The following is a 24092-nucleotide window of genomic DNA, read 5'->3' as shown; positions in this document are numbered from 1 at the left end:
TCCGGCCCTCTGGCGGTCAACCGTCAGCTCAGCTGAGCATCGCACGGCGGGCACTGTCCGTGCGATGTGCGGCGTTCCCGATCCACACTTCGGCTGCAAGGATTTTCGCGCCCCGGGTCCCGGCCAGGACGGGATTGAACTCCACCAAGGCAATCTCAGGGTGTTCATCCTTGAGGCGGACCAGCCGTGCCCCCAGGTCCTCGAGGGCAGCCACGTCCACGGCAGGCAGCCCTTGGTAGCCGAACAATTTAAGGGAAGCGCGAGGGGCCCTGATGAAGTCGTGGAGATCGGCAGAGGACAACGGAGGTACCCGGTGCGCCCAATCGTCCAAGAGGTTCACGGCGTCTCCCGCCAATCCGAAGGACACCACCGGCCCCAGGAGCGGATCCTCGATGGCGCGGAACGTGCAGGCCTGACCCACGGGAGCCATCGCCTGGACCTCGATGGCGGGCGAACCGTAAGGCTCAAGGCCGTGACGCATCTGCGCGATGTTGCGACGCAGCGAGTCCGCATCCTCGATGTCCAACCGCACACCCCCGAGGTCCAGTCGGTGTCGGAGGGCGGGATCCGTGGTCTTGAGCACCACGGGCCAGCCGAGCAGTTCAGCCGCGGCCACGGCGTCGTCGTCGTTCTCGAACGCAACCGACGGCACCACAGGGATGCCGTAGCGTGACAGCAAGGCCGCACCTTCGCCGTCGTCGAGCCGCACCAATTGCTCCCCCGTGACGGAAGCCAGGAGCCGTTCGATGTGTTGGCGGGTACCCTCGCGGTCGCAACCCGGAGGCTCCACGAACATGCCCTGGTCCCGGTCCAGCCACTTCGCGTATCGGACCACTGCCGCCAGGGCCGCCACTGCGCTGCCCGCGCTCGAGTAGCAAGGAAGGGATGGCCCGGACTCGCCGTTTGGAGCAAGCACGCCATCCAGCTGCACGGAAGCGTCAAGGATCCCCGTGAAGGCCGCTACGACGGGCTTGCCGGCCTCCGCTGCGCATTCGGCAAGCACTCCGGCGATCGCTTCCATCGTGAGGCTGCGGGACGGCACCATGGCCGCCACCACCGCATGCACGGAATCGTCCGCGAGATTCTTCCGGAGGCTGCTCCGCAGCTGCTCCTGCGCTGCGGACATCCCCGCGTCGAGGTCCACGTCGGTGACGATCCTGTCGACGACGAGTCCTTGGGGCGCCGCGTTGTCCGCCACGACCTTCCCGAAGGCCGCGGAATTGCTGTAGACGGCGAGCGCCGGGCCCTTGGGCAAAGGCTGGCTGGAGACGATCTGCGCCACGTCCATGAGCTGTTCAATGGTTTCGACGGCGATGACCCCGGCTTGGCGCATCATCGCGTCCAACGCGGCGGCGGGCGCCAACGTGGTCCTCACCACATGCCCCGGCGGAAGGCGCAGCCCGGTGACATCCGATTTGGCAACGATGACCGGCTTGCTGCGCGACAAGCGGCGGGCCAGTCGGGAGAACTTGCGCGGGTTGCCGATCGACTCCAGGTAGAGCCCGACGGCGACAGTATCGGGGTCGTCCTCCCAGAACTGCATGACGTCGTTGCCTGAGACATCGGCGCGGTTGCCTGCGGAGAGGAACGAGGAAATGCCCAGGCCGCGGCGGCTCGCGGCGGCGTAGACGGAAACCCCAATGGCCGCTGACTGCGTGAACAGCCCCAGTCCCCCGCGCCGGGGCAGGCTCGGGGCCATGGAGGCATTGAGGGAAACGTCCGGGTTCGTATTCACAATCCCCAACGATTCGGGGCCGATCACGCGCATCCCATAGGACCTGGCCCGGCGCACCAGCTCCCGCTGCCTCCGCAGCCCCCGCTCGCCGTCGTCGGCATACCCGGCGGTGGCGACCACAAGGCCTTTGACCCCGGCCGCTCCGCACTCGGCCACGACTTTCGGCACTTCCTCGTAAGGCACGGCAATGATGGCGAGCTGTACCGGCCCGGGGACGTCGGCAATCCGGGCGAAGGACTTCATGCCAGCCAGCTCGAACGCTTCAGAGTTGACGGCATAGACCGCGCCAGTGAAGCCACCCTCCAGGATGTGCTCAAGCAACTGGTGCCCTACGGTCCCCCACCGGCGGCTGGCACCCACCACGGCGATCGACGACGGCGCCAGCAAGTCCCGCACGCTGCGGGCCTCGGCGCGGTGCTCCCGCGACTCCATGACGGCGAGGGATTTTTCGGTGGGGTCGATGTTGAATTCGACGCTGACGACGCCGTCGTCGAATTTGCGCGCAAGCTCGTAGCCGGCATCGGCGAACACCCGGAGCATTTTGCGGTTCTCCGGCAGGACCTCGGCGGTGAAGCGGCGGATGCCGTTCTCCCGGGCAGCCGCAGCCAAGTGTTCGAGCAGGATGGAGCCGATGCCGCGGCCCTGCTGGACATCGGAAATATTGAAGGCCACTTCGGCCTCGGCGGGATCATCGAGCCGGTCGTAGCGGCCGACGCCCACGATCTCTCCGCCGATGGTGATGACGAACGCCACCCGGTCCTTGTGGTCCACCTCGGTGAAGCGGCGCAGTTCCTTGCTGGAGAGCCTCGACTTGAACGAGAAGAACCGCATGTAGATGGACGTCTCGGACTGCGCGGTGTGGAATGCCTGCAGCGCATCGGCGTCTTCGGGTGAGATAGGTCTCAAGTGGGCCGTTCCGCCGTCGCGAAGCACGACATCGGCCTCCCAATATTCCGGATATACGCCGGCGCCGGCCTGATCCACCATAGGCTTAGCCTAGCTAAGTCTTCCGCAGTACACGTCTAAGGATCCACCGACTCCATGGCACGAAGCCAAAGTCCCTCCCGCTCGAACGCGGCCCCGGCCGCCGTCGACGGGGACTTCACCGAGAACATCATCGATATCGACGTCACTTCCGAGATGGAGGGCTCCTTCCTGGAGTACGCGTATTCGGTGATCTATTCCCGCGCGCTCCCCGATGCGCGCGACGGCCTCAAACCCGTCCAGCGGCGCATTTTGTACATGATGAGCGACATGGGCCTGCGCCCGGACCGCGGGCACGTCAAGAGCGCCCGAGTGGTGGGCGAAGTCATGGGAAAGCTGCACCCCCACGGTGACGCGGCCATCTATGACGCCATGGTGCGCATGGCACAGGACTTCTCGCTGCGCTTGCCCCTGATTGACGGGCACGGCAACTTCGGTTCGCTCGACGACGGCCCGGCAGCACCGCGTTACACGGAAGCCCGGCTCGCCGCGGCTGCGATGACGATGACCGAGCACCTCGACGAAGACGTGGTGGACTTCGTCCCCAACTACGACAACCAACTCACCCAGCCGGACGTCCTGCCCGCGGCCTTCCCCAATTTGCTCGTCAACGGCACCACGGGCATTGCAGTCGGCATGGCCACCAACATGGCTCCCCACAACCTCGTGGAAGTCATCGCGGCCGCCCGGTACCTCATCGCCAATCCGGACGCCACGCTGGAAGACGTCATGCGGTTCGTGCCCGGCCCGGACTTGCCCACAGGCGGCCGGATCGTGGGGCTGGACGGAATCCGTGATGCCTATGCCACGGGTCGCGGTTCGTTCAAGACCCGCGCCAAGGTGGAAATCGAACAGCTGACCGCCCGCCGCACCGGCTTGGTGGTGACCGAACTCCCCTACATGGTGGGCCCGGAGAAGGTCATCGAGAAGATCAAGGATGCCGTCAACGCCAAAAAGCTGACAGGTATCAGCGATGTCATGGACCTCACGGACCGCAAGCACGGGCTGCGCCTCGTGATCGAGATCAAGAACGGCTTCAACCCCAACGCCGTGCTGCAGCAGCTCTACCGGTTCACCCCGATGGAAGACTCCTTCGGCATCAACAATGTGACCCTGGTGGATGGGCAGCCGCAGACCTTGGGCTTGCTCCAGCTCCTGCAGGTCTACGTCGGCCACCGCCTGTCCGTCGTACGCCGTCGCACGGCCTTCCGCTTGGGCAAGAAAAAGGACCGCCTCCACCTGGTGGAGGGCCTGTTGATCGCGATCGTCGATATCGACGAGGTCATCCAGATCATCCGCTCCTCCGACGAGGCATCGGCGGCCCGCGAACGGCTGATGTCCATCTACGACCTGTCCGAGATCCAGGCCAACTACATCCTGGAACTCCGCCTGCGCCAACTGACCAAATACTCGCGCATCGAACTCGAGAAAGAGCAGGAAGAACTTCGCCGGGAGATCGCCGAGCTCGAGGCGATCCTCGCGTCCGACGTGCTCCTGCGCGAGCTGGTATCCGGGGAATTGGCCGAGGTGGCTGAGAAGTACGGCACACCGCGGCGCACGGTTCTCCTCGAGTCCGAGGCAGTCTCCCCCACCGTCGCCGCAGCGCTCGCGGCAGCCGTCCCGGCGGGCAAGGGCAAGGCCGCCGCGCTCCCGCTCGAGATCCCCGACGACCCCTGCTGGGCGCTCCTCAGCACTTCCGGCCAGATCGCGCGGACCTCCAACCAGGAGCCGCTGGCCGAATCCGGGCCGCGGAGCAAGCATGATGTCTACCGCTCCGTGGTCAAGACAACCGCGCGCGGCGAGATCGGCGCGGTCACCTCGCAGGGACGCATGCTCCGGGTACAGGTCATGGACATGCCGGCGCTGCCGCCCGTTTCCGGCCTGCCCAATCTTGCCGGGGGCGTCGCGGCAAAGGACTTCATCACCCTGCTCAAGGGCGAATCGCTCGTGGCGTTCGTGCCGCTGGATGCCGTGTTGGCCATCGGCACGGTCCAGGGCGTCGTCAAGCGCGTCCAGCCCGACTACCCGCTGAACCGCGAAGACTGGGAAGTCATCGCGCTCAAGGACAAGGACACTGTGGTGGGCGTGGAGCCGGCCCAGGACGACGACGTCGACCTGGTCTTCGTGACCCGGCTTGCGCAGCTACTGCGTTTCAGCGCCTCCGCCGTTCGGCCGCAGGGCCGCACCGCTGGCGGCATGGCGGGTATCAAGCTGGGGGACGACGACGACGTCATCCACTTCGGCGCGGTGCGCGCCAACGACCCTGCCGCCGTCGTCGTGACGATCGCGGGCAGCAACGGCGCTCTGCCGGGGACCGCTCCGGGCACGGCGAAGATCACCCCGTTCGAGGAGTATCCGGCCAAGGGCCGGGCGACGGGAGGCGTGCGGGCCCACCGTTTCCTCAAGGGTGAAGACACGCTCCTGCTCGGGTGGGCGGGCCACGGCCCGGCGAAGGCGTCATCCAGCGCCGGCGTTGCCCGGGCCCTCCCACAGGAGCACGGCCGCCGCGACGGCTCCGGCGTTCCCCTCTCCCAGCCTGTAGATGCCATCGGTGCGAGCATGGCGTGGGAAGAAGGGAACCCCGGGGAAAATTGACCGGAAGTAGGCTTTGACTGTTACGTCGCGGCTGTGCTTGGGCCTGACTATGCCGGGCTACATCGTCGAGATGCTGAGGATGTTTCCTTCCGTGTCGAGGAACCAGGCTCCCCGTTCTCCGCTCGGCATGGTGGCTACGCCGTTTTCGGTTTTCAGGCCCGGGAAGTCGTACTCTTCGAAGACAACTCCGCGTTCCCTGAGGTCGGCCATGTCCTGGTCCAGGTCCGTGCTCTGGAATCCCAACTGGGTGTTCTTGGCGGTCCCGGCGTTCGGCGTCTCGTAGAGCAGGAACGCGGTGCCGTTGGCGCACTTGTACATCAGGTTGTCTGTGGCCTCCGGGTTGTCCGGTTCGAGGCCGAGCTTGTCGCGGTAGAAGTCGCGGGCGCGGGCGATATCGCTGGCAGGGAGCACTCCGGCGACGTTTAGATCCTTAAGCATGGCAATTTCACTTTCCAGGCTTCCCCAGCACAAACTTTACTCCTGATCGGTCTGATCAGACCTGGGATGGACCGCTCGCCGGGCAGTGTGCCCGGATCGGTAATCCGGGCCCTAGACTACTGCCATGCCGATCATTCCCGATGACAAGGACTGGACCTGGGTCCTGTCCACGCCCTGTCCCGAATGCGGCTTCGACGCCGCCACTGTGACCCCGTCCACTGTCCCGGGGACAGTCCTCAACATGCTGCCGCGTTGGCGGGCCGTTCTGCGCCGGGAAGACGCGTCCACGCGCCCGGACGAGCACACGTGGTCGCCCTTGGAGTATGCCTGCCACGTGCGGGACGTCTTTAGCCTCTTCGACCAGCGCCTGAACCTGATGCTGCGGGAGGACGACGCGCACTTCGCCAACTGGGACCAGGACAAGGCCGCGATCGACGGCGACTACGCCAATGCGGACCCCGCGGAAGTCACTGCGCAGCTGGCCACCGAGGGCACTCAAATTGCCAACTCCTTCGCCGCTGTCCACGAAGACGAGTGGCCCCGCACGGGGGTCCGGAGCAACGGCTCGACGTTCACCGTGTTGACGTTTGCCCAGTACTTCCTGCACGACGTCGTCCATCACCTGCACGACGTGGACGGCTAGGCGCCGCGATGTCGTGGAAAGACACGCGGGCAACCCGCCTCTTCAATATTGACCTGCCCATCGTCCTCGGTCCTTTCGGTGGCCTGTCGTCGGTGGAGCTATCGGCCACGGTCAGCGAGGCGGGCGGGCTGGGTTCCTACGGCCTCTACGGATACGATGCGGAACGGATTGCCGCCACGGCCCGCGAACTCAGGACGGCCACCGGGAAACCGTTCGCACTGAATCTCTGGCTCCCCATCGAGGGCGAAGAGCCGCCAACCGCGGATGCCCGGCAGTTCGCCGCCTTTGTGGACATCCTCCGGCCGTATTTCGAACTGGTGGGCGTGGAGCCACCCGCGCAACCGGAAACCTACCTGCCCGATCTGCAGGAACAGATTCAAGCGGCCGTCGACGCCCGACCAGCCGTGCTGAGCTTCGTGTTCGGTGTTCCGTCCGGGGCTGTCATCGAGGAGGCTCACAAGAACGGCATCGTGGTGGTCGGTACCGCGACCATGGTTGACGAAGCCGTGGCCTTGGATGCCGGCGGCGTGGACGCCATCGTCGCCTCGGGGATGGAGGCGGGCGGACACCGGGTTTCCTTCCTGCGCGCCCCGGAGGACTCGCTCGTGGGGACCATGGCCCTGGTACCCCAGGTGGTGGATGCCGTCTCGGTCCCGGTCATCGCCGCTGGCGGCATCTCCGACGGCCGTGGGGTCGCTGCAGCCTTGGCGCTTGGCGCGGACGCGGTCCAGATCGGTTCGGCCTTCCTGGCCACGCGGCAGTCAGCCATCAGTCCCGCACACCTGGCCGCGATGCGCGGACCCGACGCCGCCCACACCGTCCTGACCCGCGCCCTCAGCGGCCGCTTGGCACGCGGCATCCCCAACCGGATCATCGCGGAGCTCGCCGATCCTTCCGCGCATGCCCCGTTCCCGATCCAGAACTGGCTGACCGGCAAATTCCGGCCCGCCGCGGCCGAACAGGGAATCCCGGACCTGATGTCGCTGTGGGCCGGCCAATCCACGCCGCTCATCCGGGAGGACGACGCGCGGAAACTCGTGGGCAAAATCGTCGAGTCGGTGGACGCCACCCTCGGGCGGCTCGGACAAACGTAACTTCGGGCTAGTTCCCGCGCACCAGCTCCGGGAGCGCCGACGGCGAGCCGAGATCCAGCCGGGAATCTCCCCCGGCGATGTCGGCCGGGTTGTGGGTCACCAAGACCACTGTGACGTCTTTTAGCCCGGCGCGCAGCTCCGCCATCATGAGGCGCCCGGCCTCGGCGTCGAGATGGGCAGTTGGCTCGTCCAGGAGCAGGACAGCTGCCCCGGTGAGGAGCGTGCGGGCCATGGCGAGCCGTTGGCGTTCGCCGCCGCTCAGGAACGAACCCGAGGGACCTATGCGGCTATCGAGGCCACCGGGGAGCCCGGATACCACTCCGGAAAGCCCGACGGCGCCCAAGGCCTTGTACATGTCCGCTTCGGAAGGCTTGCTGCCGGCCGGGCGGGCGAGCAGCAAATTGCCGCGAATCGTGGAGTCGAAGAGGTGGGCCTCTTGGGGACACCAAGCGGCCCTCCCGCTGACGCTGGCCCCCCCGGATGATGCCGGCAGGAAGCCAAGAAGCACGGAGAGCAGCGTGGATTTCCCCGAGCCGGAGGGGCCGGTGACCGCGAGCCAGTGTCCGGGGGCCGCTTCGGCGCTGAGCCCGCTGAACACCGGCGCGCCGCCGGGCCAGGACGCTTCGAGGCCATCCAGCAGCATCCCCGCGGAGCCGTCGGGTCGCTCCGGCAACGTCAGCACACCGCCGTCGGCTTCCGGCGTATCGAAGGCCCCTGACCGGGCGATCCGCCGCAGTACCGCGGCCAAAGCCGGACCCTGCCGCACGGCGGACACTGCCGCCCCGTAGGGTTCCGCGAGGGCCAGCTGAACAAGGACGACGACGGCCAGGACGGCCGGCGCGACAGTTCCGGCTTGCACCGAAGGTGCGGCGAGAAGGCCGGCCGCCAGGGCTCCCAGGGTGCAGGCAAGCACGGTCAACCCTTGGCCGATTCCGTCAGCCCACGCGGAACGCTGCGCGGCCGCCGTGGCCGCAGTGTCCCTCCGGGTCAGGGATGACAGGACCGGGCCGGCGACGCCGTTGGCGCTGAGCTCCGCGCGCGCGTCGAGGGCCAGGGCAACGTCGCGCAGCACGAGTGAGCGCAGTTGCTGCTCGGCGCGTGCCGCGTTCCGGTCCGCCACCAGTGCAAGAAGAGGAGCCAGGACCAGGCCAACCACGGCGGTCGCGGCAACCGCCGGTACGGTGGCGGGAACCAGCAGCGCCGAGGCGACCATCGCCGACACGGCGACGGCGAGTGCGGACAGCGGGGGAAGCACGACGCGCGGCAGCACGTCCCGCAGCGTGTCGACGTCGTCCACCACCGCTCCGAGGACATTGCCGCCCTGCAGGAGCCGCCGCAAGGACAGGGCACGCGCGCTGAGATTCGCCCAGAGCGCGCCCCGGAGCCTTGTCATCGCGGCGAAGACTGTGTCGTGGACGACGAGGCGTTCGGCGTACCGCAGCACCGCCCGGCCTATGCCGAAGAACCTGACTCCAACGATCGCTCCAAGCAAGTACAGGATGGGCGGTTGTTCGCTGGCCCGGATAATGAGCCAGCCGGAGAGCCCGGACAACGCCACGGCAAACAAGGCTGCGAGCGCCGCGAGGAGCGTGGCACCGGCGAACTTGTAGCGGACGGGCGCCAGGATCCGCGCCAGGGCCTTGAGCGTGGAGATGCCGGTGGGGGGTTCAATTCCCCCCGCCGGTGCGGTTGCGGGATTCGTGTCCCGTGGAAGCTGAGCTGACGCGGGTGCGGCGGATTCCAGCCCTGCGGGGCCTGCTTGCTCCTGCGCCGCCCTTCGGTCGATCTCCCCGCCGTCGACCTTCACTACGTTGTCCGCCAGCTTCCGGGTGGTGGCGTCGTGGGCCACCAGGATGACAGTCGCGGCCCCCCGCAGCCGCGCGATGGCCGCACGGATGGCGTCCGCGGACGCGACGTCCAGGTGTGCGGTGGGTTCGTCGAGCAGCAGGACCGTGGCACCCGCGTCGAGGCGCGCCAAGCCGCGCGCCACGGCCACCCGACGCACTTCGCCGGGGCTCAACTCGGCGGGATGTTTGAACGCGAGGTGCTCCGCGGCGGCCTGCTCCAGGCAGCTCATGGCCCTCGCGGTGTCCGCATCGGCGGTGGATCCGGGGTCCATCGACGCATCGATCTGGGACCCGGGGCCGGGATTGCGGCCGTTCAGGTAAAGGACCACCTCGTCCAGCACCGTGCCGGCAACCATGACGGGATGTTGCGGAACCCAAGCCACCGCGCCGGCGCCCACGCCGGTGACGGAACCTTCGATGGTTGCCAGCGGACCGTCGCCGATCGTGCCGGCGAGGACACCCAGGATGGTGCTCTTGCCCGAACCGCTGCGGCCGTCAAGCGCGGTGATCTGCCCGGCCGGAGCCTTGAAGTCGATGGGCCCGACGGCGGCAGCCACCCTTCCCGCGTACGTCACCGTCAGTCCGGTGACCACGACGCCGGCCGGCGCCCCGTTGCCGGCTGGCCCGCCGTTGCCGGCTGGCGCGGCGTTGCTGGCTGGCGCGGCGGCGTCGTACCCGTCATTCAGCGGGCGTCCCGCAGGCGAGTCCAGCACGGCGTTGGCTGCTGCCAACGCTTCGCGCCCGTCGTCGCTGGCGTGGTGGGACGTGCCCAGCTCGCGCAGGGGAAGATAGCAATCGGGGGCGAGGATGAGGGCCAGCAGGCCTGCTTCCAGGCCCATGTCGCCCGCCACAAGTCGCACGCCGATGAAGACGGCCACGACGGCTACGGAGATGGTGGCTATCAGCTCAAGGGCGAGGGCGGACAAGAAGGCAGTCCGCAGGGTTCCCATGGTGCGCGAGCGGTATTCCTCGGAGAGGTCCTCAAGGGCTGCGCGCTGTTCTCCCGCGCGGCCCAGCCCCACCAGCACGGGAAGTCCCTTGGCCAACTCCAGGATGTGCCCCGAGAGCTTCCGCAGCGAGGATTGGGCTTCGTGGACCCTGTCCTCGGTATGGCGGCCGATCAGGACCATGAACAGCGGGACCAGTGGCAAGGTCAGCACCACGATCACGGCACTGACCCAGTCCGCAATGAGGATCCGCGCGCCGAGGAGCAAAGGCAGAGCGGCGCAATTGACCAAGGCGGGCAGGAACTGGGTGTAATAGTTGTCCAATGCGTCAAGTCCGCGGGTGGCAAGCACAGCGAGCCCGCCGTCGTTCACTTCGCCGACTCGTCCCGCAGCACCGGGGCCAAGGGCGCGTCCCAGCAGCCTGGACCTCAGCTCTTCCTTGACCCCGAGGGCCGCGCGGCGCGCCGCGACTCCCTGGCCCCAGACCGTCAGGGAGCGCAGGACCGCTCCGGCGGCACCCCACAGGAGTCCTTCGCGCCACCCCATGCCGCCCGCCGCAAGTCCGGACAGCATCCCCGCGATGGCCTGCGCAATCAGGACCAGGGACAAAGCCTTGAGTGCGGACAGCAGGCCAAGGAAGTACAAGGCGGATCGGGTGGCGGGTCCTGCGGGCAGCTGGGGCTTCATCCGTTACTCGCCGGCGTCGTGGGGTGCGTGTTTGGCAGCTGGTCCGCCCGACGCCGCATGGCCCACCAGGACCTTGGCCGCGATGGCCGGGAGGAAACCATGTGCTGCGGGAATATGTGCGGCACTTACGCGGCGGCGGAACACCCAGTAGGTCCAGGCCTGGTAGGCGATGACGAGGGGCAAGCCGACGGCGGCCACGATGCTCATCAGCCCCAGGGTGTAGGCGGAGGACGAGGCGTTGGAAATGGTGAGGTTGAAGGCAGGGTTCAAAGTGGACGGGATGACCACGGGGAACGCCGCGCCGAAGATGGAAGCAGTGGCGCACACCAGGAACGCACCCAGGGCTCCGAACGCCTTGCCCTCAGCACCCTTTCGGGCGAGGACCCATGCCCCTGCCGCCGCCACGACTCCGAGGACCACCAGGATCCACGTCAACGGCTTGCCGCTGAGCAGCTGCACGGCCACCATCCATGCCAGCAGCGGCAGGAGGGCCAACGGGGCGAGTCGCACAAACCAGCGGCGCGCACGGTGGCGCACTTCGCCGTCGGTCTTCAGGGCCAGGAACGCCAGTGCGTGCACCAGGGCGAACGCGACGACGGCGATACCGCCCAGCACGGCATATCCGCTGAACCAGGCAAAGGGGCCGCCCTGGCGGTCGCCGTTCGAGTCGATCGGCAGCCCGGTAGTGGTCAACGCCAGCGCGGCGCCGATGCCGAACGCAGCCGTGAACGAGCCCAAGGCGATGGCCCAGTCCCAGACGGTCCGCCAGCGCGCGGTGTCCACTTTGCCCCTGTACTCGAAAGCCACCGCCCGGAGGATCAGGGCCACCAGGACAATCAGCAGCGGCAGGTAGAGCGCCGAAAACAGCGAGGCGTACCACAGCGGGAAGGCCGCGAAGGTGGCACCGGCCGCGGTCAGCAGCCACACTTCGTTCCCGTCCCACACCGGGCCGATCGTGTTCAGCAGCACCCGGCGGTCAGTGTTGTTCCGGGCGAAGAGCTTCATGAGCATTCCGACTCCGAGGTCGAAGCCCTCCAGGAAGAGGTAACCCGTCCACAGCACGGCGATAGCCACGAACCAGACGGTAGGCAACAGTTCCATTCGAAAGATCCCTCTGCTTCCTAGTAGGCGAATGCCAGGACGTCGTCGCTGTCGCCGGGCTGGCCCGGTGCACCCGGGGTCCCGCCGTCGTCGTCCTTCTTTTTCTTGTCATGCGCTTCGGCGAGCTCCGGCATCGCGGACACCACGCCTCCGCGGGCGTATTTGACCAGTAGCCGGACTTCCACCACCAGCAGGACCGCGTAGATGGAGGCCAACACCACCAGCGAGGTGATGAGCTCGGCGGGGGAGACGCCTGGTGAGACGGCGGCGGCCGTGAACATGAACACTTGGTCGACTCCGCTGGCGTCCGGATTGGGCGCGACGACGAACGGCTGCCGGCCCATTTCGGTGAAGATCCAGCCGGCGGCGTTGGCGCCGAAGGGAGCCAGGATACCGAACACCGCCAGGCGCATGATCCAGCGGGATTGCGGGACCATGCCCTTGCGCGTGACCCATAGGGCGAGCAAAGCGGCAAGGGCAGCGATCCCGCCGAAGCCGATCATCATCCGGAAGCCCCAGTAGGTGACTTCCATGACCGGTACGTACTGGATGTCCTGGCCTGCCCGATCGCCGTAGAGGGGATTGTCCGGCAGGTGGGTGCCGTACTTGGCCTTGTATTCGTCCAGGAGGCTGTTGACGCCCTTCACTTCCGTGGTGAAATCGCCCTTGGCCAGGAAAGAAAGGATGCCGGGGACCTCGATCACGGCCACGATGTCGTTGCAGTTCTTGGACCCGAGGTTGCCGATGCTCAGCACGGAGAAGCCGGTTCCGTCGTGGCAGGCGGCCTCGGCCGCGGCCATCTTCATGGGCTGTTGTTCGAACATCAGTTTGCCTTGCAGATCGCCGGTGATGGCGGTTCCGGCGAAGGAGATCATGGCGACGACGGCGCCGATCCGCAGGGAGGTGATCCACACCTTGTAGTCGGCCTTGTCGCGTCCGGGAATGTCGGCTTCGCCCGCGACGGCCCGGCCATCCGCTCCGACGGTGTCGATACCGTCGTGCCGGCGGCGCCAGAGGTGGTACCAGGCGATGCCCAGAAGGAACGCACCGGCAACCGCCAGCGCGCCGAAGAGCGTGTGGGGTACGGCCACCATGGCGGTGTTGTTGGTGAAGACTGCCCAGGCGTCGGTCATGACGGGACGCCCGTTGACCATCGTGACGCCGACGGGGTGCTGCATCCAGGAGTTGGCCACGATGATGAAGTACGCCGAGAAGACCGAGCCGATCACGGCGATCCAGAGGCACGCGAGGTGGACGCCACGCTTGAGTTGCTTCCAGCCGAAGATCCAGAGTCCCAGGAAGGTCGATTCCACGAAGAAGGCCAGCAGCGCCTCCAGGGCCAGGGGCGCACCGAACACGTCACCGACGAATCGGCTGTATTCGCTCCAGGCCATGCCGAATTGGAATTCCTGCACGATGCCCGTGGCCACGCCCATGATGAAGTTGATGAGGAAGAGCTTGCCCCAGAACTTGGTCATCCGCAGGTATTCAACCTTGCCCGTGCGATACCAAAGAGTCTGGATGACTGCCACGACAAGCCCCAGCCCGATGGTCAACGGCACCATCATGAAGTGGTAGACCGTGGTGATTCCGAATTGCCAGCGTGCGATTTCCAAGGCGTCCATGGCTGTCCTTATTGTCCCGCCGCCCGCTTGCGGCGTCCATTTTCTACGTTGCGTAGAAACAACTACTTCTACACAGTGTAGAACACTCCCTTGCGATGTGCTCACCACTCTTCCAGTGGCGTCACAGTGCCGCAAGGACACGACGCGCCGCATGTTCTACCTCACGTAGAATCGTCGCCTAAAAAGCGGTAGATTGAGGGTGGAATGTTGGATCATCGCACTTCCCCCGGCCCATACGACGGGCGGCAAGTGCGGAAAGTAGGGATGCATTGATGGCAAGTCTTGGCGAACTGGAACGGGCGGTCATGGATCTCCTTTGGGCGGGCCAGGAGGCTGCGACAGCCAACAAACTTCGTGATCTGCTGGCGCAGGATTCTGCCGCCACGGATGGCATTGCAGGACACCAAGGCAAGGACCTCGCAGTCACCACAGTGCTGACGGTCTTGTCCCGTCTTGAGAAGAAGGGCCTCGTGGAGCGCGAACGCGGCACCCGCCCGCACCGCTACCAGGCTGTTTCGAGCCGCGCGGACCACACAGCGGACCTCATGCACGAGGCCCTCGGCTCCGCCCCGGACCGCGAGGCCGTGCTGGCCCGGTTCATCGGTTCCGTGAGCGAGAGTGAAGCTGCCACGCTGCGCAAGCTGCTCGGCAAAAACTAACCACCCATGTTCTGGACCTCATATTTTCTGGCGGTCCTTGCTTTGGTGCTGGCTTGGCCGGTTCCTGTCCTCTTGTCGCGCGCCGAATGGCCGTCGCGCGCGCCTTTCATGGCCATGGTCCTCTGGCAAGCCATCGCACTCGCCGGTGGCCTGTCCATGATCGGGGCCATGCTCGTCTACGGGCTTGAGCCTATCGGCGACAACCTCATTGCGGGCCTGCGTTCCCTGGCCGGCATGGTGCTTCACAACGAGCCCACCACGGCACTGGGCTTCTGGCACTTGTTCGCTTTGTCCGCCGCGGCACTGCTGAGCGCCCATCTCGTCTTCACCCTGCTGCTCACCTACGTCAAGATCGAACGGCAGCGCCGGAGGCACCGCGAACTCCTCGCGCTTCTGGCCTCACCGTCCGACGACGGCACCGGCACCGTGGTCATCAACCACGACTCCCCCGTTGCCTATTGCCTGCCCGGCGGCGCAAGGTCCGTGACCGTCTTGTCCGACGGCCTGATGGCTGCCCTGGAGCCTGCCGAACTCCGGGCCGTCCTCATCCACGAGAATGCCCACCTCTCGCAACGCCACGACCTTCTCTTGTGGGCCTTCGCGGCGTGGCGCCAGGCACTGCCTTGGTTCCCCACCACGCGCCTCGCCCAGGTCGCGGTCAACTCCTTGATCGAAATGCTCGCCGATGACGTGGCCCTGCGCACCGAGAGCAAGGGGACACTCATCAAAGCGATCGCGATCGTGGCCAGCGGTTCCGCCCGTCCCGTGGAGCAATTCGCGCCTCCCCGAACAAGCGGTCAGGACGCTTCCCCCGAAGACAGCACCTTGAGCGGCACGGGCGGTGCCGATTCACCCCGCACGACGGCGTCGCGCGTCAGCCGGCTGCTCTCACCCAAGCCGCCGCTTCCGGCAGCCCAGCGCGCCCTGGTCCTTGCGGCGTCGGCCATGTTGCTCGCCGTGCCGACAGGCCTGCTGATTGTGCCGGGCTTGCTCGGCTGAACGCCCGGCAGGCCTGAAGGGCTCGGTGAGCCTGCTGAACGCAGGCCAGCTGGATCAGGCGTCGATGCGTTCCCGGTCCAGGTCCGCAGCGCCGGCGATAATGAAGTCCTTGCGCGGGGCGACGTCCGATCCCATCAGCAGGTCGAAGGTGTCCTCGGCCATCTTGGCGTTCTCGATGCCCACCTTGCGGAGGGTGCGGTGGCGCGGGTCCATGGTGGTCTCGGCGAGCTGCTCGGCATCCATTTCACCGAGGCCCTTGTAGCGCTGGATCGGCTCCTTGTAGCGCTTGCCTTCCTTGGCGAGCCTGGCCAGCAGAACGTGCAGTTCGGCTTCCGAGTAGGTGTAGATCATCTCGTTGGCCTTCTGGCCCGCGTTGATGACTTCCACCCGGTGCAGCGGCGGCACTGCCGCGTATACCCGGCCCTCGTCGATCATGGGACGCATGTACCGGAAGAACAAGGTGAGCAGCAGCGTACGGATGTGGGCGCCGTCGACGTCTGCATCGGTCATCAGGATCACCTTGCCGTACCGGGCGGCATCGATGTCGAAGCTCCGGCCCGAACCGGCACCCACCACCTGGATGAGCGCTGCGCACTCCGCGTTGGAGAGCATGTCACCCACCGAGGCTTTCTGCACGTTCAGGATCTTGCCACGGATCGGCAACAGAGCTTGGAAGTCCGAGGACCGCGCCAGCTTGGCGGTGCCGAGGGCAGAGTCACCTTCCACGATGAACAACTCGGAGCGCCCGACGTCGTCCGTGCGGCAATCTGCCAGCTTGGTGGGCATCGACGAGGTTTCCAGCGCATTCTTCCGGCGCTGCGTCTCCTTGTGGACGCGTGCCGAGATGCGGGACTTCATCTCGCTGACGATTTTCTCGAGCAGCAGGGCGGACTGGGCTTTGTCGTTGCGGTTCGCCGAGTTCAGGCGCGCGGTGATCTCATCCTCGACCACCTTGGCAACGATCGCCCTGACGGCCGAAGTGCCCAGGATTTCCTTGGTCTGGCCCTCGAATTGCGGCTCCGCCAAGCGGACCGTCAGGACTGCCGTGAGGCCGGCGAGGACGTCGTCCTTCTCAATCTTGTCGTTGCCCGCTTTGAGCTTGCGTGCGTTCGTTTCGACTGCCTTGCGGAAGGTCTTCAGGAGGGCCTGTTCGAAGCCTGCCTGGTGCGTGCCGCCCTTGGGCGTGGCGATGATGTTGACGAAGCTACGCATGGTGGTTTCGTAGCCGATCCCCCAGCGGAGCGCGATGTCCACTTCACAGTCGCGCTCCACTTCGGCGATCTTGCTGTGCCCGTTTTCGTCAAGGACCGGAACTGTTTCCTTGAACTTGCCCGCGCCATGGAGCCGCCAAATATCCGTGACGCCCGAATCCGCGGCGAGGAAGTCGACGAATTCGGAAATGCCGCCGTCGTGGTGGAAGACCTCTTGGTGCGGGCCGCTCTCGCCGGGCGTGCCGGGGAGCCGGCGCTCGTCACGGACCGTGAGCTTGAGTCCCGGAACAAGGAAAGACGTTTGGCGGGCGCGCGCCGCCAGATCCTCGTAGGCAAACTTCGCATCCGGGGTGAAGATCTGCCGGTCCGCCCAGTAGCGGATGCGGGTGCCGGTGACGCCCCGCTTGGCCTTGCCCACGACGTCGAGCACCGAGTTCTCGACGAACGGTTCGAAGACGGACGTCGGGCTGGGCTTCGAGCCGATGTCCTTGAATCGTCCGGGCTCGCCCCGGCGGAAAGACATCTGGTATGTCTTTCCGCCGCGGTCCACCTGCACGTCCAGACGGGCCGAGAGCGCGTTCACCACGGACGCGCCAACGCCGTGCAGACCGCCGGACGCCGTGTAGGAACCGCCACCGAACTTTCCGCCCGCGTGAAGTTTCGTGAAGACAACTTCGACGCCGGTGAGCCCGGTCTTGGGTTCCAGGTCCACGGGGATGCCGCGGCCGTCGTCGTGGATTTCCACTGAATTGTCCGCGTGGAGGATGATCTGGATGTCGTGCCCGAAGCCCGCCAGCGCTTCGTCCACGGAGTTGTCGATGATCTCCCACAAGCAGTGCATGAGGCCGCGTGAGTCGGTGGAACCGATGTACATGCCCGGACGCTTGCGGACGGCCTCCAGGCCTTCCAAAACTGAAAGGTGCCGGGCGTTGTATTCAGAACTCGGTGCCACGGGCGGGGCGCTCCTTCGGGGGTGTAACAGAGGCAAAAAACACTCCTCCTAGGCTAGCTGCCCCGGAGCCCGGACGAGAGCTGCCACTCCCAATCGTGCTGGACGCCACTTCCCGGTGTTACGCACATGTGATACGCGGACAGCGAACGTGACCCATCCTTGCCATGGTTTTGCTTCGAATGCTGGTTATATGGATACACAGAACTACTAAGGAGGCCGAACATGACAACAGCAGTTGCAGACCGCACACTCAATGCACTCGACCGGTGCGACCGTTGCGGGGCCCAGGCATATGTCCGCGTTGTACTCGAGTCCTCCGGCGGTGAGCTGCTGTTCTGCGGCCACCACGCACGTGCAGTAGAGGCCACGCTGCGGCCGATGACCTCGGACTGGCACGACGAGACGAGTCGCCTTCAGGAGAAGGAACCCGTCCTGGCTGACTAGCCTAAATGGCTGGCCCCAACGGCCACCCGGCTGACAAAACTTCATAGAGACAACGGCCCCCTCCGGACGGAGGGGGCCGTTGCGTTAAGGGGGAGCTCCCCCGCCTAGGCGAGGGAATTGCCTAGGCGGAGGGCGTTGCCTAGACGCGGCCGGCGTCCCGGCGCGGTCTTACCTGCCGGGCGCGGGCAACGTCGGCTGCGATCTCCTTGTGGCCTTGGGCGTCGAGCCCTGCCACGACCCCGTCGATGTCCGCGTCCGGCCGGTTCTGGCTCAGTTTGGCTTTCGCTTCGATGCGGGTGATCACCAGTTCTATGCCGACGATGGCACGCAACTGGCCGGAGACGTAGCGCTCCGGCGCGTCGTCCGCGGACCACGGCCGCTCGGAACGGGCTTCGTTGAGCTCGGTCAGGCGCCTGACATGGTTCCCGAGCCACGCCGCATCATCGTGGACGGCAAGCTTGCCGTAGACGTGCGCCGTGGAGTAATTCCAGGTCGGGACGACGCGTCCATGTTCTTCCTTCGATGCGTACCAAGAGGGCGAGATGTAGGCGTCCGCACCCTGGATGATCACGAGCGATTCCCCGATCGCCGGCTCGGACCATTGCGGGTTGGTCCGGGCGAGATGTCCGTGGAGTGCACCGTGTTCACCGATCGCGGGATCGTAGATGAGCGGCAGGAACGTGGCAAGCAGGCCCTGCGGCGACATGGTGACCAGATTCGCCGCACTTGGCCGCGTCAGGAGGTCGTGGATCACGTCAGGACCGGCCGCGAAATGCGCTGGGATGTACATGGGTTCTATTCTTCCTATTTTGTGACGTGCGGTTATGTGACGTGCGGTTTTGGGGTTCTGTTGGGCTTCAGCGGCTTTGTTCCGCGGGCTGCGGATTGAGCCGGACCCGGACAGCGACGCCGGCGCAGACGATGACAGCCAGCCCACCGATAATCGTGGCCCAGCCCAGGGATTCGCCGAGCAGCAGCCCTGCCCAAAGAATGCTCAGCACGGGCTGGATGAGTTGTACCTGGCTGACCTTGGCCATGGGTCCAATGGCGAGGCCCCGGTACCAGGCGAAGAAGCCGAAGAACATGCTGACGACTCCGAGGTATGCAAAAGCAGCCCACTGGACCGGCGAGGCTGACGGCGGCTGCTGGGCCATGGAGAGCGCTGTCAGGCCGGCCATCAACGGCAACGCCAGGACAAGCGCCCAAGATACGGTCTGCCATGCACCTAGTTCGCGGGCGAGCAGGCCACCCTCCGCGTAACCGATCGCCGCGGCAATGACAGCACCGAGGAGCAGCACATCCGCCCAGTTGAGTTGCCCGAACCCACCGGACTGGGCAAATGCGAATGCAATGGCCGCAACGGCCCCTACGGCTGTGACCAGCCAGAAAGCGACAGGCGGATGCTCACGCCCGCGAATCACTGCGGCGGTTGCCGTTGCTGCCGGCAGCAGGGCGATGACGACGGCACCATGACTGGCCGGCGCCGTCGTCAGCGCGAACGACGTGAGCAACGGAAAGCCGATAACAATACCGGCGGCGACCACCGCGAGCCGCGCCCATTGCTTGCCTCGCGGAAGGCGCTGCCTGGTGAGCGAGAGGGCGAATGCAGCGAGTATCGCCGCGACGACGGCACGGCCGGAGCCGATGAACAGGGGCGACAAGCCACCAACCGCCACACGAGTGAAGGGAACGGTGAACGAGAACGCCGCTACTCCCAGGAGGCCCCACCAAAGGCCCGTGGCGGAGCTGGACGGTATCACTGGGCGAATAAGCGTAGTAGCGCTACTATTGTATCTCATGAACAACGATAGCAGTTCCAGGATTGCGGCGCGACTGCGTGAATGGATCGCCCGGGCCGCGCCGGGATCCCGATTGCCGTCCACACGGTCTCTCGTTGCCGAGTACCAGGCCAGTCCCGTGACGGTGCAGAAAGCCTTGCAAGCGCTCACTTCGCAGGGCTTGATCGAGAGCCGGCCCGGCGTCGGGACCTTCGTACGAGCCGTCCGGACGGCCCGCCCCTCGGACTACGGCTGGCAGACTGCGGCGCTCCGAGCACCGCAGGCGCCTCCCCGCTCGGCCTCTAGCACGATGCGCAACACCTCAAATGACACCATCGCCTTCCACTCCGGATACCCTGACCGCGAACTCCTGCCGGAGCGGCTTGTGCGGGCCGCTCTCGCCCGGGCGGCCCGGGGCGATGCTGCTTTGTCCCGGCCACCCGCTGCAGGGCTTCCCGAGTTGCAGTCCTGGTTCGCGCACGAACTCGGCACCGCGACGCCGGCAGGGCTCACCCCGCCGACACCGAGCGACGTCATCGTGCTGCCGGGTAGCCAAGGCGGCCTCAGCTCCATCTTCACCGCGTTGGTCGGCCATGGGCAGCCCCTCCTGATGGAATCCCCGAGCTACTGGGGAGCCATCCTGGCCGCGACGCAAGCCGGAGTCCGCATCGTCCCGGTGCCCAGCGGAGCCGATGGGCCGGACCCGGAAGAATTGGCCAGGGCCTTTGAGGAGACGGGCGCACGGTTGTTCTACGCCCAGCCGAACTATGCCAATCCCACCGGAGCGCAATGGTCCACCCGTCGGGGTGAGGAAGTCCTGGACGTCGTCCGGGAGTACGGCGCGTTCCTCGTCGAGGACGACTGGGCCCACGACTTCGGCATCACGTCGACGCCCGTTCCCATCGCCGCACGTGACGACTCCGGCCACGTGGTCTATCTACGTTCCCTCACGAAAAGTGTTTCACCCGCCATCCGCGTTGCCGCCGTCATCGCGCGCGGCCCCGCCCGCGAACGCATCCTTGCGGACCGCGCGGCCGAGTCGATGTATGTCAGCGGATTGCTGCAGGCCGCGGCACTCGATGTCGTCACACAGCCGGCCTGGCAGACGCATCTGCGCAGCCTCCGCCATCAGCTCCAGTCACGCCGCGACCTCCTTGTCACGAGCCTGCGCGAGCACGTGCCGCAGGCGCACCTCAGCCTCATCCCCAAGGGAGGGCTGAACCTCTGGGCACGCCTGCCCGACGGCACGGACCTCGAAAAGCTGACCCGTGATTGCGAGAGCGCCGGGGTGATGATCGCGGTCGGTACCGAATGGTTCCCGGCCGAATCGGCGGGCCCGTTCATCCGTCTCAACTACGCAGGACCCAACCCCTCCGCCTTCCCGGAAGGTGCCCGCATCCTCGGCCAAGCGCTCGAACGGAACAGCCCTTAGATGCAAAAAGTGGACCCCGGGAATTCCGGAGGTCCACTTTTTTGACGGGCTGTGCCGGTTAAGGCACGTCCCTTGCTTTAGTCAAGGTAGTCGCGCAGGACCTGCGACCGCGAGGGGTGGCGCAGCTTGGACATCGTCTTCGATTCGATCTGACGGATGCGTTCGCGGGTGACTCCATAGACCTTGCCGATTTCGTCTAAAGTCTTCGGCTGGCCGTCGGTAAGGCCGAATCGCATCGCGACGACGCCTGCTTCGCGCTCGGACAGGGTATCGAGCACCGAGTGCAACTGCTCCTGGAGGAGCGTGAAGCTCACGGCGTCTGCCGGTACAACGGCTTCGGAGTCCTCGATGAGGTCGCCGAATTCGGAATCGCCGTCTTCGCCAAGCGGGGTGTGCAGCGAGATGGGCTCGCGGCCGTACTTCTGGACTTCAACGACCTTCTCGGGAGTCATGTCCAGTTCGAGGGCCAATTCCTCAGGCGTAGGTTCACGTCCAAGGTCCTGCAGCATCTGGCGCTGAACGCGTGCCAGCTTGTTGATGACTTCAACCATGTGCACGGGGATGCGGATGGTACGGGCCTGGTCAGCCATGGCGCGGGTGATCGCCTGGCGGATCCACCATGTGGCGTAGGTGGAGAACTTGAAGCCCTTGGTGTAGTCGAACTTCTCCACTGCACGGATCAGGCCCAGGTTGCCTTCCTGGATGAGGTCCAGGAACAGCATGCCGCGGCCGGTGTAGCGCTTGGCCAGGGAGACCACGAGGCGCAGGTTGGCTTCGAGGAGGTGGTTCTTGGCCCTCTTGCCGTCGTGGATGATGAACTCGAGCTCACGCTTGAGCTTCGGGTCCATGGAGCCGTCATCGGCGTTGATCTTCTCTTCGGCGAAGAGGCCGGCTTCAATGCGGAGCGCAAGGTCGACTTCCTGCTCCGCATTCAGCAGGGCAACCTTGCCGATCTGCTTCAGATAGTCCTTGACGGGGTCGGCCGTGGCGCCTGCAGACATGACCTGCTGGACAGGCGCGTCGTCGTCGTCGGCATCCGAGTAGACAAAGCCGGAACCGGTCGCGGCCGGCTTCTTGCCCTCTTCGCCTTCTTCGACTTCCTCAGTGAGCTCTGCTTCGTCGGGAACGACGGCGTCAAAATCCTCGACTTCTTCTTCGGAGTCCTCGTCGGCGCCGGCGGACTTGTTGGCTGCTTCGGCAGCGGCCTTGGCGCCGGGCTTGGGCCCGCGCTTCTTGGGTGCCGGCTTCTCTGCACCTGCAGTCGAAGTGTTGGCAGCACGCGTTGCCGCACGCTTCGCAGCTGGAGCCGCCTTCTTTTCTTCGGCGGACAGTTCGGCCAGGGCGGCGGGTTCCTTCTCGGCGGAAGACGGGGTCACAGAAAACCTTTCTAGCGGCGGTCTGTGGAATCACCATGGGGGCAACACCACTATGACCCTGTCAAGTCCGCTGTAACATCAAGTGCCATCGCCGACCGCAGAGTCTTTAGGTAAAACTCCCGACGGCGCCTTAATGTTCCCTGAATTCAGGGGACGTTTACGGCACTTGAAACACGGACCCAACCGGGTCTCGGCAACCATTGTCTCACGGTTTTGAATTCCGGGGGTCGATATCCCGCTACCGCGCGGACAATTACGTACCGCACGGATTTCCCTCATTGGCACGCTCCGGAGTCACCTCCAGGCTTCGGGTCACGCCACCTCCCCGCCGAACTTCCGCCACGCGGACGACTTGCTTTTGGCCCAGCCGCACACCGTTCCGCGCCTCACCACCTCGGCAAGCAGCTCCGCGAGCCGATAGCCCTGGTGTTCACCTTCAGCATGCGAAAGGAGCTCGTCGGCGAACGAACCGCTCCCCCGGCACCACTGAATCCATCCCCGGATCGTGAGCGCAGCGGCGCGTGCCTCCCCACCGCCGTGACGGGAGAGGCTCGCCAGAACCTGGTCCAGGCTCGTCAACCGGTTCCAGTCAGGGTTCTCCGGGTAGAGCCCCAGCAGCACGTCTCCATAACGCAAGACACTGAGATCCTCCGCCTCAGTCGGCTTGCCGGCCACCGCCGGCGACGGGGAACGGAGCCCCGGCGGAATGACCAAGGCATCCTCTTCATCGCCCTCTCCATCGTCCGCATGGTCAAAGAAGCCGAAGGCTTCCGCGCCGCCGCACGCGACAGCTTTCCCGGCAGCAGCCAGGACCACCACGGCGTCCCGCCAGGCGGGGACCCGCAGGCTCGCCCGGAGGAACGCCGCAGCCTCGCCGTCGAACTCCCCTCGACAGCTCGAATCGAGGACCCACGTCCACACATCCAGCATTTCTGCGAATGCCTTCCGGCTCCGCCACCGCCGGAGCAACTCCTCAAGCACGGCGGCTTCCACTCGCATAAACTCCGGATCATGGACAGGTTGGTCCCCTGGCCCCAGCAACCGGGGCGATTTCCTGACGTTGCTTCCCCTGAACACCATTTCCGCGTTGAGCCGGCTGTCCAGGATCTGGTCCACGGGACGCCCGGGAAGAGGACAGCATTCCAGGTCGGTGCAGAATGCGCTCCGCCAGTAGTCGGAGCCGATGAACCAGGCATCCCGCAGCGCCACGCCTCGGTGGGCCAGGACGGGGTCCAGGGCCTCCAGGAGCCGCAAGTGGCCGCGCATGACGCCGTCATCGTCCCAACCGTCGTCGCTGAAGATTGCCAAAAGCACGCCGTCTGCGTCAGGGTCCGCTTCCAGATACTCACCGATCCTCCGTGAGTACCCGGCAAGCACACGTTCGGATCTCTCGGGAGGAAGGTCCAAACGGAGGGTGGCACCAAGCGTCTGCCCGCGCATTGTGATCGCGACGAGGCTCTCCTTCGGCCAAAGTCCCAAGGCGTGGGGAATGAAGCCGAGGATGTCCTCGGGCCGGGAGATGGTCACACGGTTGTCTGCTGTCAT

General features: G+C 65.9%; 17 protein-coding genes. 7 read left to right on the top strand and 10 right to left on the bottom strand.

What is annotated here, in order from left to right:
- Positions 1-28: 28 nt before the first annotated feature.
- Positions 29-2722, bottom strand: a complete 2694-nt coding sequence (locus tag QRN52_RS06940; RefSeq protein WP_284752014.1) for a bifunctional acetate--CoA ligase family protein/GNAT family N-acetyltransferase — start codon at positions 2720-2722, stop codon at positions 29-31.
- A gap of 54 nt (positions 2723-2776) precedes the next feature.
- Here QRN52_RS06940 and QRN52_RS06935 point away from each other — a divergent pair, with 54 nt between their 5' ends.
- A complete protein-coding gene (locus QRN52_RS06935; RefSeq protein WP_284752013.1) occupies positions 2777-5314 on the top strand; it encodes a DNA gyrase/topoisomerase IV subunit A in 2538 nt (845 codons plus the stop codon).
- A gap of 57 nt (positions 5315-5371) precedes the next feature.
- On the opposite strand, the gene QRN52_RS06930 is transcribed toward QRN52_RS06935, so the two are convergent.
- The gene (locus QRN52_RS06930; protein ID WP_284752012.1) at positions 5372-5752 is read right to left on the bottom strand and encodes a VOC family protein; all 381 of its coding nucleotides are present in this window, start codon (positions 5750-5752) and stop codon (positions 5372-5374) included.
- Positions 5753-5876: 124 nt separating this feature from the next.
- Here QRN52_RS06930 and QRN52_RS06925 point away from each other — a divergent pair, with 124 nt between their 5' ends.
- Together QRN52_RS06925 and QRN52_RS06920 are read left to right on the top strand one after the other, a co-directional pair.
- Positions 5877-6395 (top strand): DinB family protein, encoded by a 519-nt coding sequence (locus QRN52_RS06925; RefSeq protein WP_284752011.1) that lies wholly within the window; start codon positions 5877-5879, stop codon positions 6393-6395.
- Between the two features lie 8 nt (positions 6396-6403).
- Positions 6404-7489, top strand: a complete 1086-nt coding sequence (locus QRN52_RS06920) for an NAD(P)H-dependent flavin oxidoreductase (RefSeq protein ID WP_284752010.1) — start codon at positions 6404-6406, stop codon at positions 7487-7489.
- A 7-nt stretch (positions 7490-7496) separates the two neighbouring features.
- Here QRN52_RS06920 and cydD read toward each other — a convergent pair whose 3' ends face one another.
- Genes cydD through QRN52_RS06905 form a run of 3 tightly spaced genes read right to left on the bottom strand, consistent with a single transcriptional unit; the run spans position 7497 to position 13696 of the window.
- Positions 7497-10970, bottom strand: coding sequence for a thiol reductant ABC exporter subunit CydD (gene cydD, locus QRN52_RS06915; protein WP_284752009.1), 3474 nt, complete (start codon positions 10968-10970; stop codon positions 7497-7499).
- Positions 10971-10973: 3 nt separating this feature from the next.
- On the bottom strand, positions 10974-12071 hold the full coding sequence (cydB, locus tag QRN52_RS06910; RefSeq protein WP_284752008.1) for a cytochrome d ubiquinol oxidase subunit II: 1098 nt from the start codon (positions 12069-12071) through the stop codon (positions 10974-10976).
- Positions 12072-12091: 20 nt separating this feature from the next.
- On the bottom strand, positions 12092-13696 hold the full coding sequence (locus QRN52_RS06905) for a cytochrome ubiquinol oxidase subunit I (RefSeq protein ID WP_284752007.1): 1605 nt from the start codon (positions 13694-13696) through the stop codon (positions 12092-12094).
- A gap of 272 nt (positions 13697-13968) precedes the next feature.
- Here QRN52_RS06905 and QRN52_RS06900 point away from each other — a divergent pair, with 272 nt between their 5' ends.
- Positions 13969-14355, top strand: coding sequence for a BlaI/MecI/CopY family transcriptional regulator (locus QRN52_RS06900; protein ID WP_078105520.1), 387 nt, complete (start codon positions 13969-13971; stop codon positions 14353-14355).
- 6 nt (positions 14356-14361) lie between these two features.
- On the top strand, positions 14362-15354 hold the full coding sequence (locus tag QRN52_RS06895; protein ID WP_284752006.1) for a M56 family metallopeptidase: 993 nt from the start codon (positions 14362-14364) through the stop codon (positions 15352-15354).
- A 54-nt stretch (positions 15355-15408) separates the two neighbouring features.
- Here the strand turns inward: QRN52_RS06895 and QRN52_RS06890 are convergent, their stop codons facing one another.
- Positions 15409-17517 (bottom strand): DNA gyrase/topoisomerase IV subunit B, encoded by a 2109-nt coding sequence (locus QRN52_RS06890; RefSeq protein WP_284752005.1) that lies wholly within the window; start codon positions 17515-17517, stop codon positions 15409-15411.
- Positions 17518-17739: 222 nt separating this feature from the next.
- Here QRN52_RS06890 and QRN52_RS06885 point away from each other — a divergent pair, with 222 nt between their 5' ends.
- Complete coding sequence (locus QRN52_RS06885; protein ID WP_284752004.1) at positions 17740-17961, top strand: DUF7455 domain-containing protein; 222 nt, start codon at positions 17740-17742, stop codon at positions 17959-17961.
- Positions 17962-18100: 139 nt separating this feature from the next.
- Here QRN52_RS06885 and QRN52_RS06880 read toward each other — a convergent pair whose 3' ends face one another.
- Together QRN52_RS06880 and QRN52_RS06875 are read right to left on the bottom strand one after the other, a co-directional pair.
- Positions 18101-18751: an FMN-binding negative transcriptional regulator gene (locus tag QRN52_RS06880; protein WP_284752003.1), complete on the bottom strand. Its 651-nt coding sequence runs from the start codon at positions 18749-18751 to the stop codon at positions 18101-18103.
- A 67-nt stretch (positions 18752-18818) separates the two neighbouring features.
- The gene (locus QRN52_RS06875) at positions 18819-19760 is read right to left on the bottom strand and encodes a DMT family transporter (protein WP_284752002.1); all 942 of its coding nucleotides are present in this window, start codon (positions 19758-19760) and stop codon (positions 18819-18821) included.
- Here QRN52_RS06875 and QRN52_RS06870 point away from each other — a divergent pair.
- Positions 19759-21171 carry an aminotransferase-like domain-containing protein gene (locus QRN52_RS06870; RefSeq protein ID WP_284752001.1) on the top strand — a complete coding sequence of 471 codons (1413 nt, stop codon included), beginning with the start codon at positions 19759-19761 and terminating at the stop codon, positions 21169-21171. The two genes, QRN52_RS06875 and QRN52_RS06870, sit on opposite strands and share 2 nt — an antisense overlap.
- Before the next feature lie 77 nt (positions 21172-21248).
- Here QRN52_RS06870 and QRN52_RS06865 read toward each other — a convergent pair whose 3' ends face one another.
- Together QRN52_RS06865 and QRN52_RS06860 are read right to left on the bottom strand one after the other, a co-directional pair.
- Positions 21249-22547, bottom strand: a complete 1299-nt coding sequence (locus QRN52_RS06865; protein WP_284752000.1) for an RNA polymerase sigma factor — start codon at positions 22545-22547, stop codon at positions 21249-21251.
- Positions 22548-22859: 312 nt separating this feature from the next.
- On the bottom strand, positions 22860-24092 hold the full coding sequence (locus QRN52_RS06860) for a DUF4192 domain-containing protein (protein WP_284751999.1): 1233 nt from the start codon (positions 24090-24092) through the stop codon (positions 22860-22862).

It is taken from the genome of Arthrobacter sp. efr-133-R2A-120 (assembly GCF_030209835.1).
Classification (GTDB): domain Bacteria; phylum Actinomycetota; class Actinomycetes; order Actinomycetales; family Micrococcaceae; genus Arthrobacter.
This window is presented reverse-complemented; position numbering and strand designations above follow the sequence as displayed.

Coding starts and splice junctions, on each gene's coding strand:
- QRN52_RS06925 (WP_284752011.1), top strand. CDS start 5,877: ATGCCGATCATTCCCGATGACAAGGACTGGACCTGGGTCCTGTCCACG.
- QRN52_RS06940 (WP_284752014.1), bottom strand. CDS start 2,722: ATGGTGGATCAGGCCGGCGCCGGCGTATATCCGGAATATTGGGAGGCC.
- QRN52_RS06885 (WP_284752004.1), top strand. CDS start 17,740: ATGACAACAGCAGTTGCAGACCGCACACTCAATGCACTCGACCGGTGC.
- QRN52_RS06895 (WP_284752006.1), top strand. CDS start 14,362: ATGTTCTGGACCTCATATTTTCTGGCGGTCCTTGCTTTGGTGCTGGCT.
- QRN52_RS06930 (WP_284752012.1), bottom strand. CDS start 5,752: ATGCTTAAGGATCTAAACGTCGCCGGAGTGCTCCCTGCCAGCGATATC.
- QRN52_RS06935 (WP_284752013.1), top strand. CDS start 2,777: ATGGCACGAAGCCAAAGTCCCTCCCGCTCGAACGCGGCCCCGGCCGCC.
- QRN52_RS06905 (WP_284752007.1), bottom strand. CDS start 13,696: ATGGACGCCTTGGAAATCGCACGCTGGCAATTCGGAATCACCACGGTC.
- QRN52_RS06870 (WP_284752001.1), top strand. CDS start 19,759: ATGAACAACGATAGCAGTTCCAGGATTGCGGCGCGACTGCGTGAATGG.
- QRN52_RS06920 (WP_284752010.1), top strand. CDS start 6,404: ATGTCGTGGAAAGACACGCGGGCAACCCGCCTCTTCAATATTGACCTG.
- QRN52_RS06860 (WP_284751999.1), bottom strand. CDS start 24,092: ATGACAGCAGACAACCGTGTGACCATCTCCCGGCCCGAGGACATCCTC.
- cydB (WP_284752008.1), bottom strand. CDS start 12,071: ATGGAACTGTTGCCTACCGTCTGGTTCGTGGCTATCGCCGTGCTGTGG.
- QRN52_RS06900 (WP_078105520.1), top strand. CDS start 13,969: ATGGCAAGTCTTGGCGAACTGGAACGGGCGGTCATGGATCTCCTTTGG.
- cydD (WP_284752009.1), bottom strand. CDS start 10,970: ATGAAGCCCCAGCTGCCCGCAGGACCCGCCACCCGATCCGCCTTGTAC.
- QRN52_RS06880 (WP_284752003.1), bottom strand. CDS start 18,751: ATGTACATCCCAGCGCATTTCGCGGCCGGTCCTGACGTGATCCACGAC.
- QRN52_RS06875 (WP_284752002.1), bottom strand. CDS start 19,760: ATGAGATACAATAGTAGCGCTACTACGCTTATTCGCCCAGTGATACCG.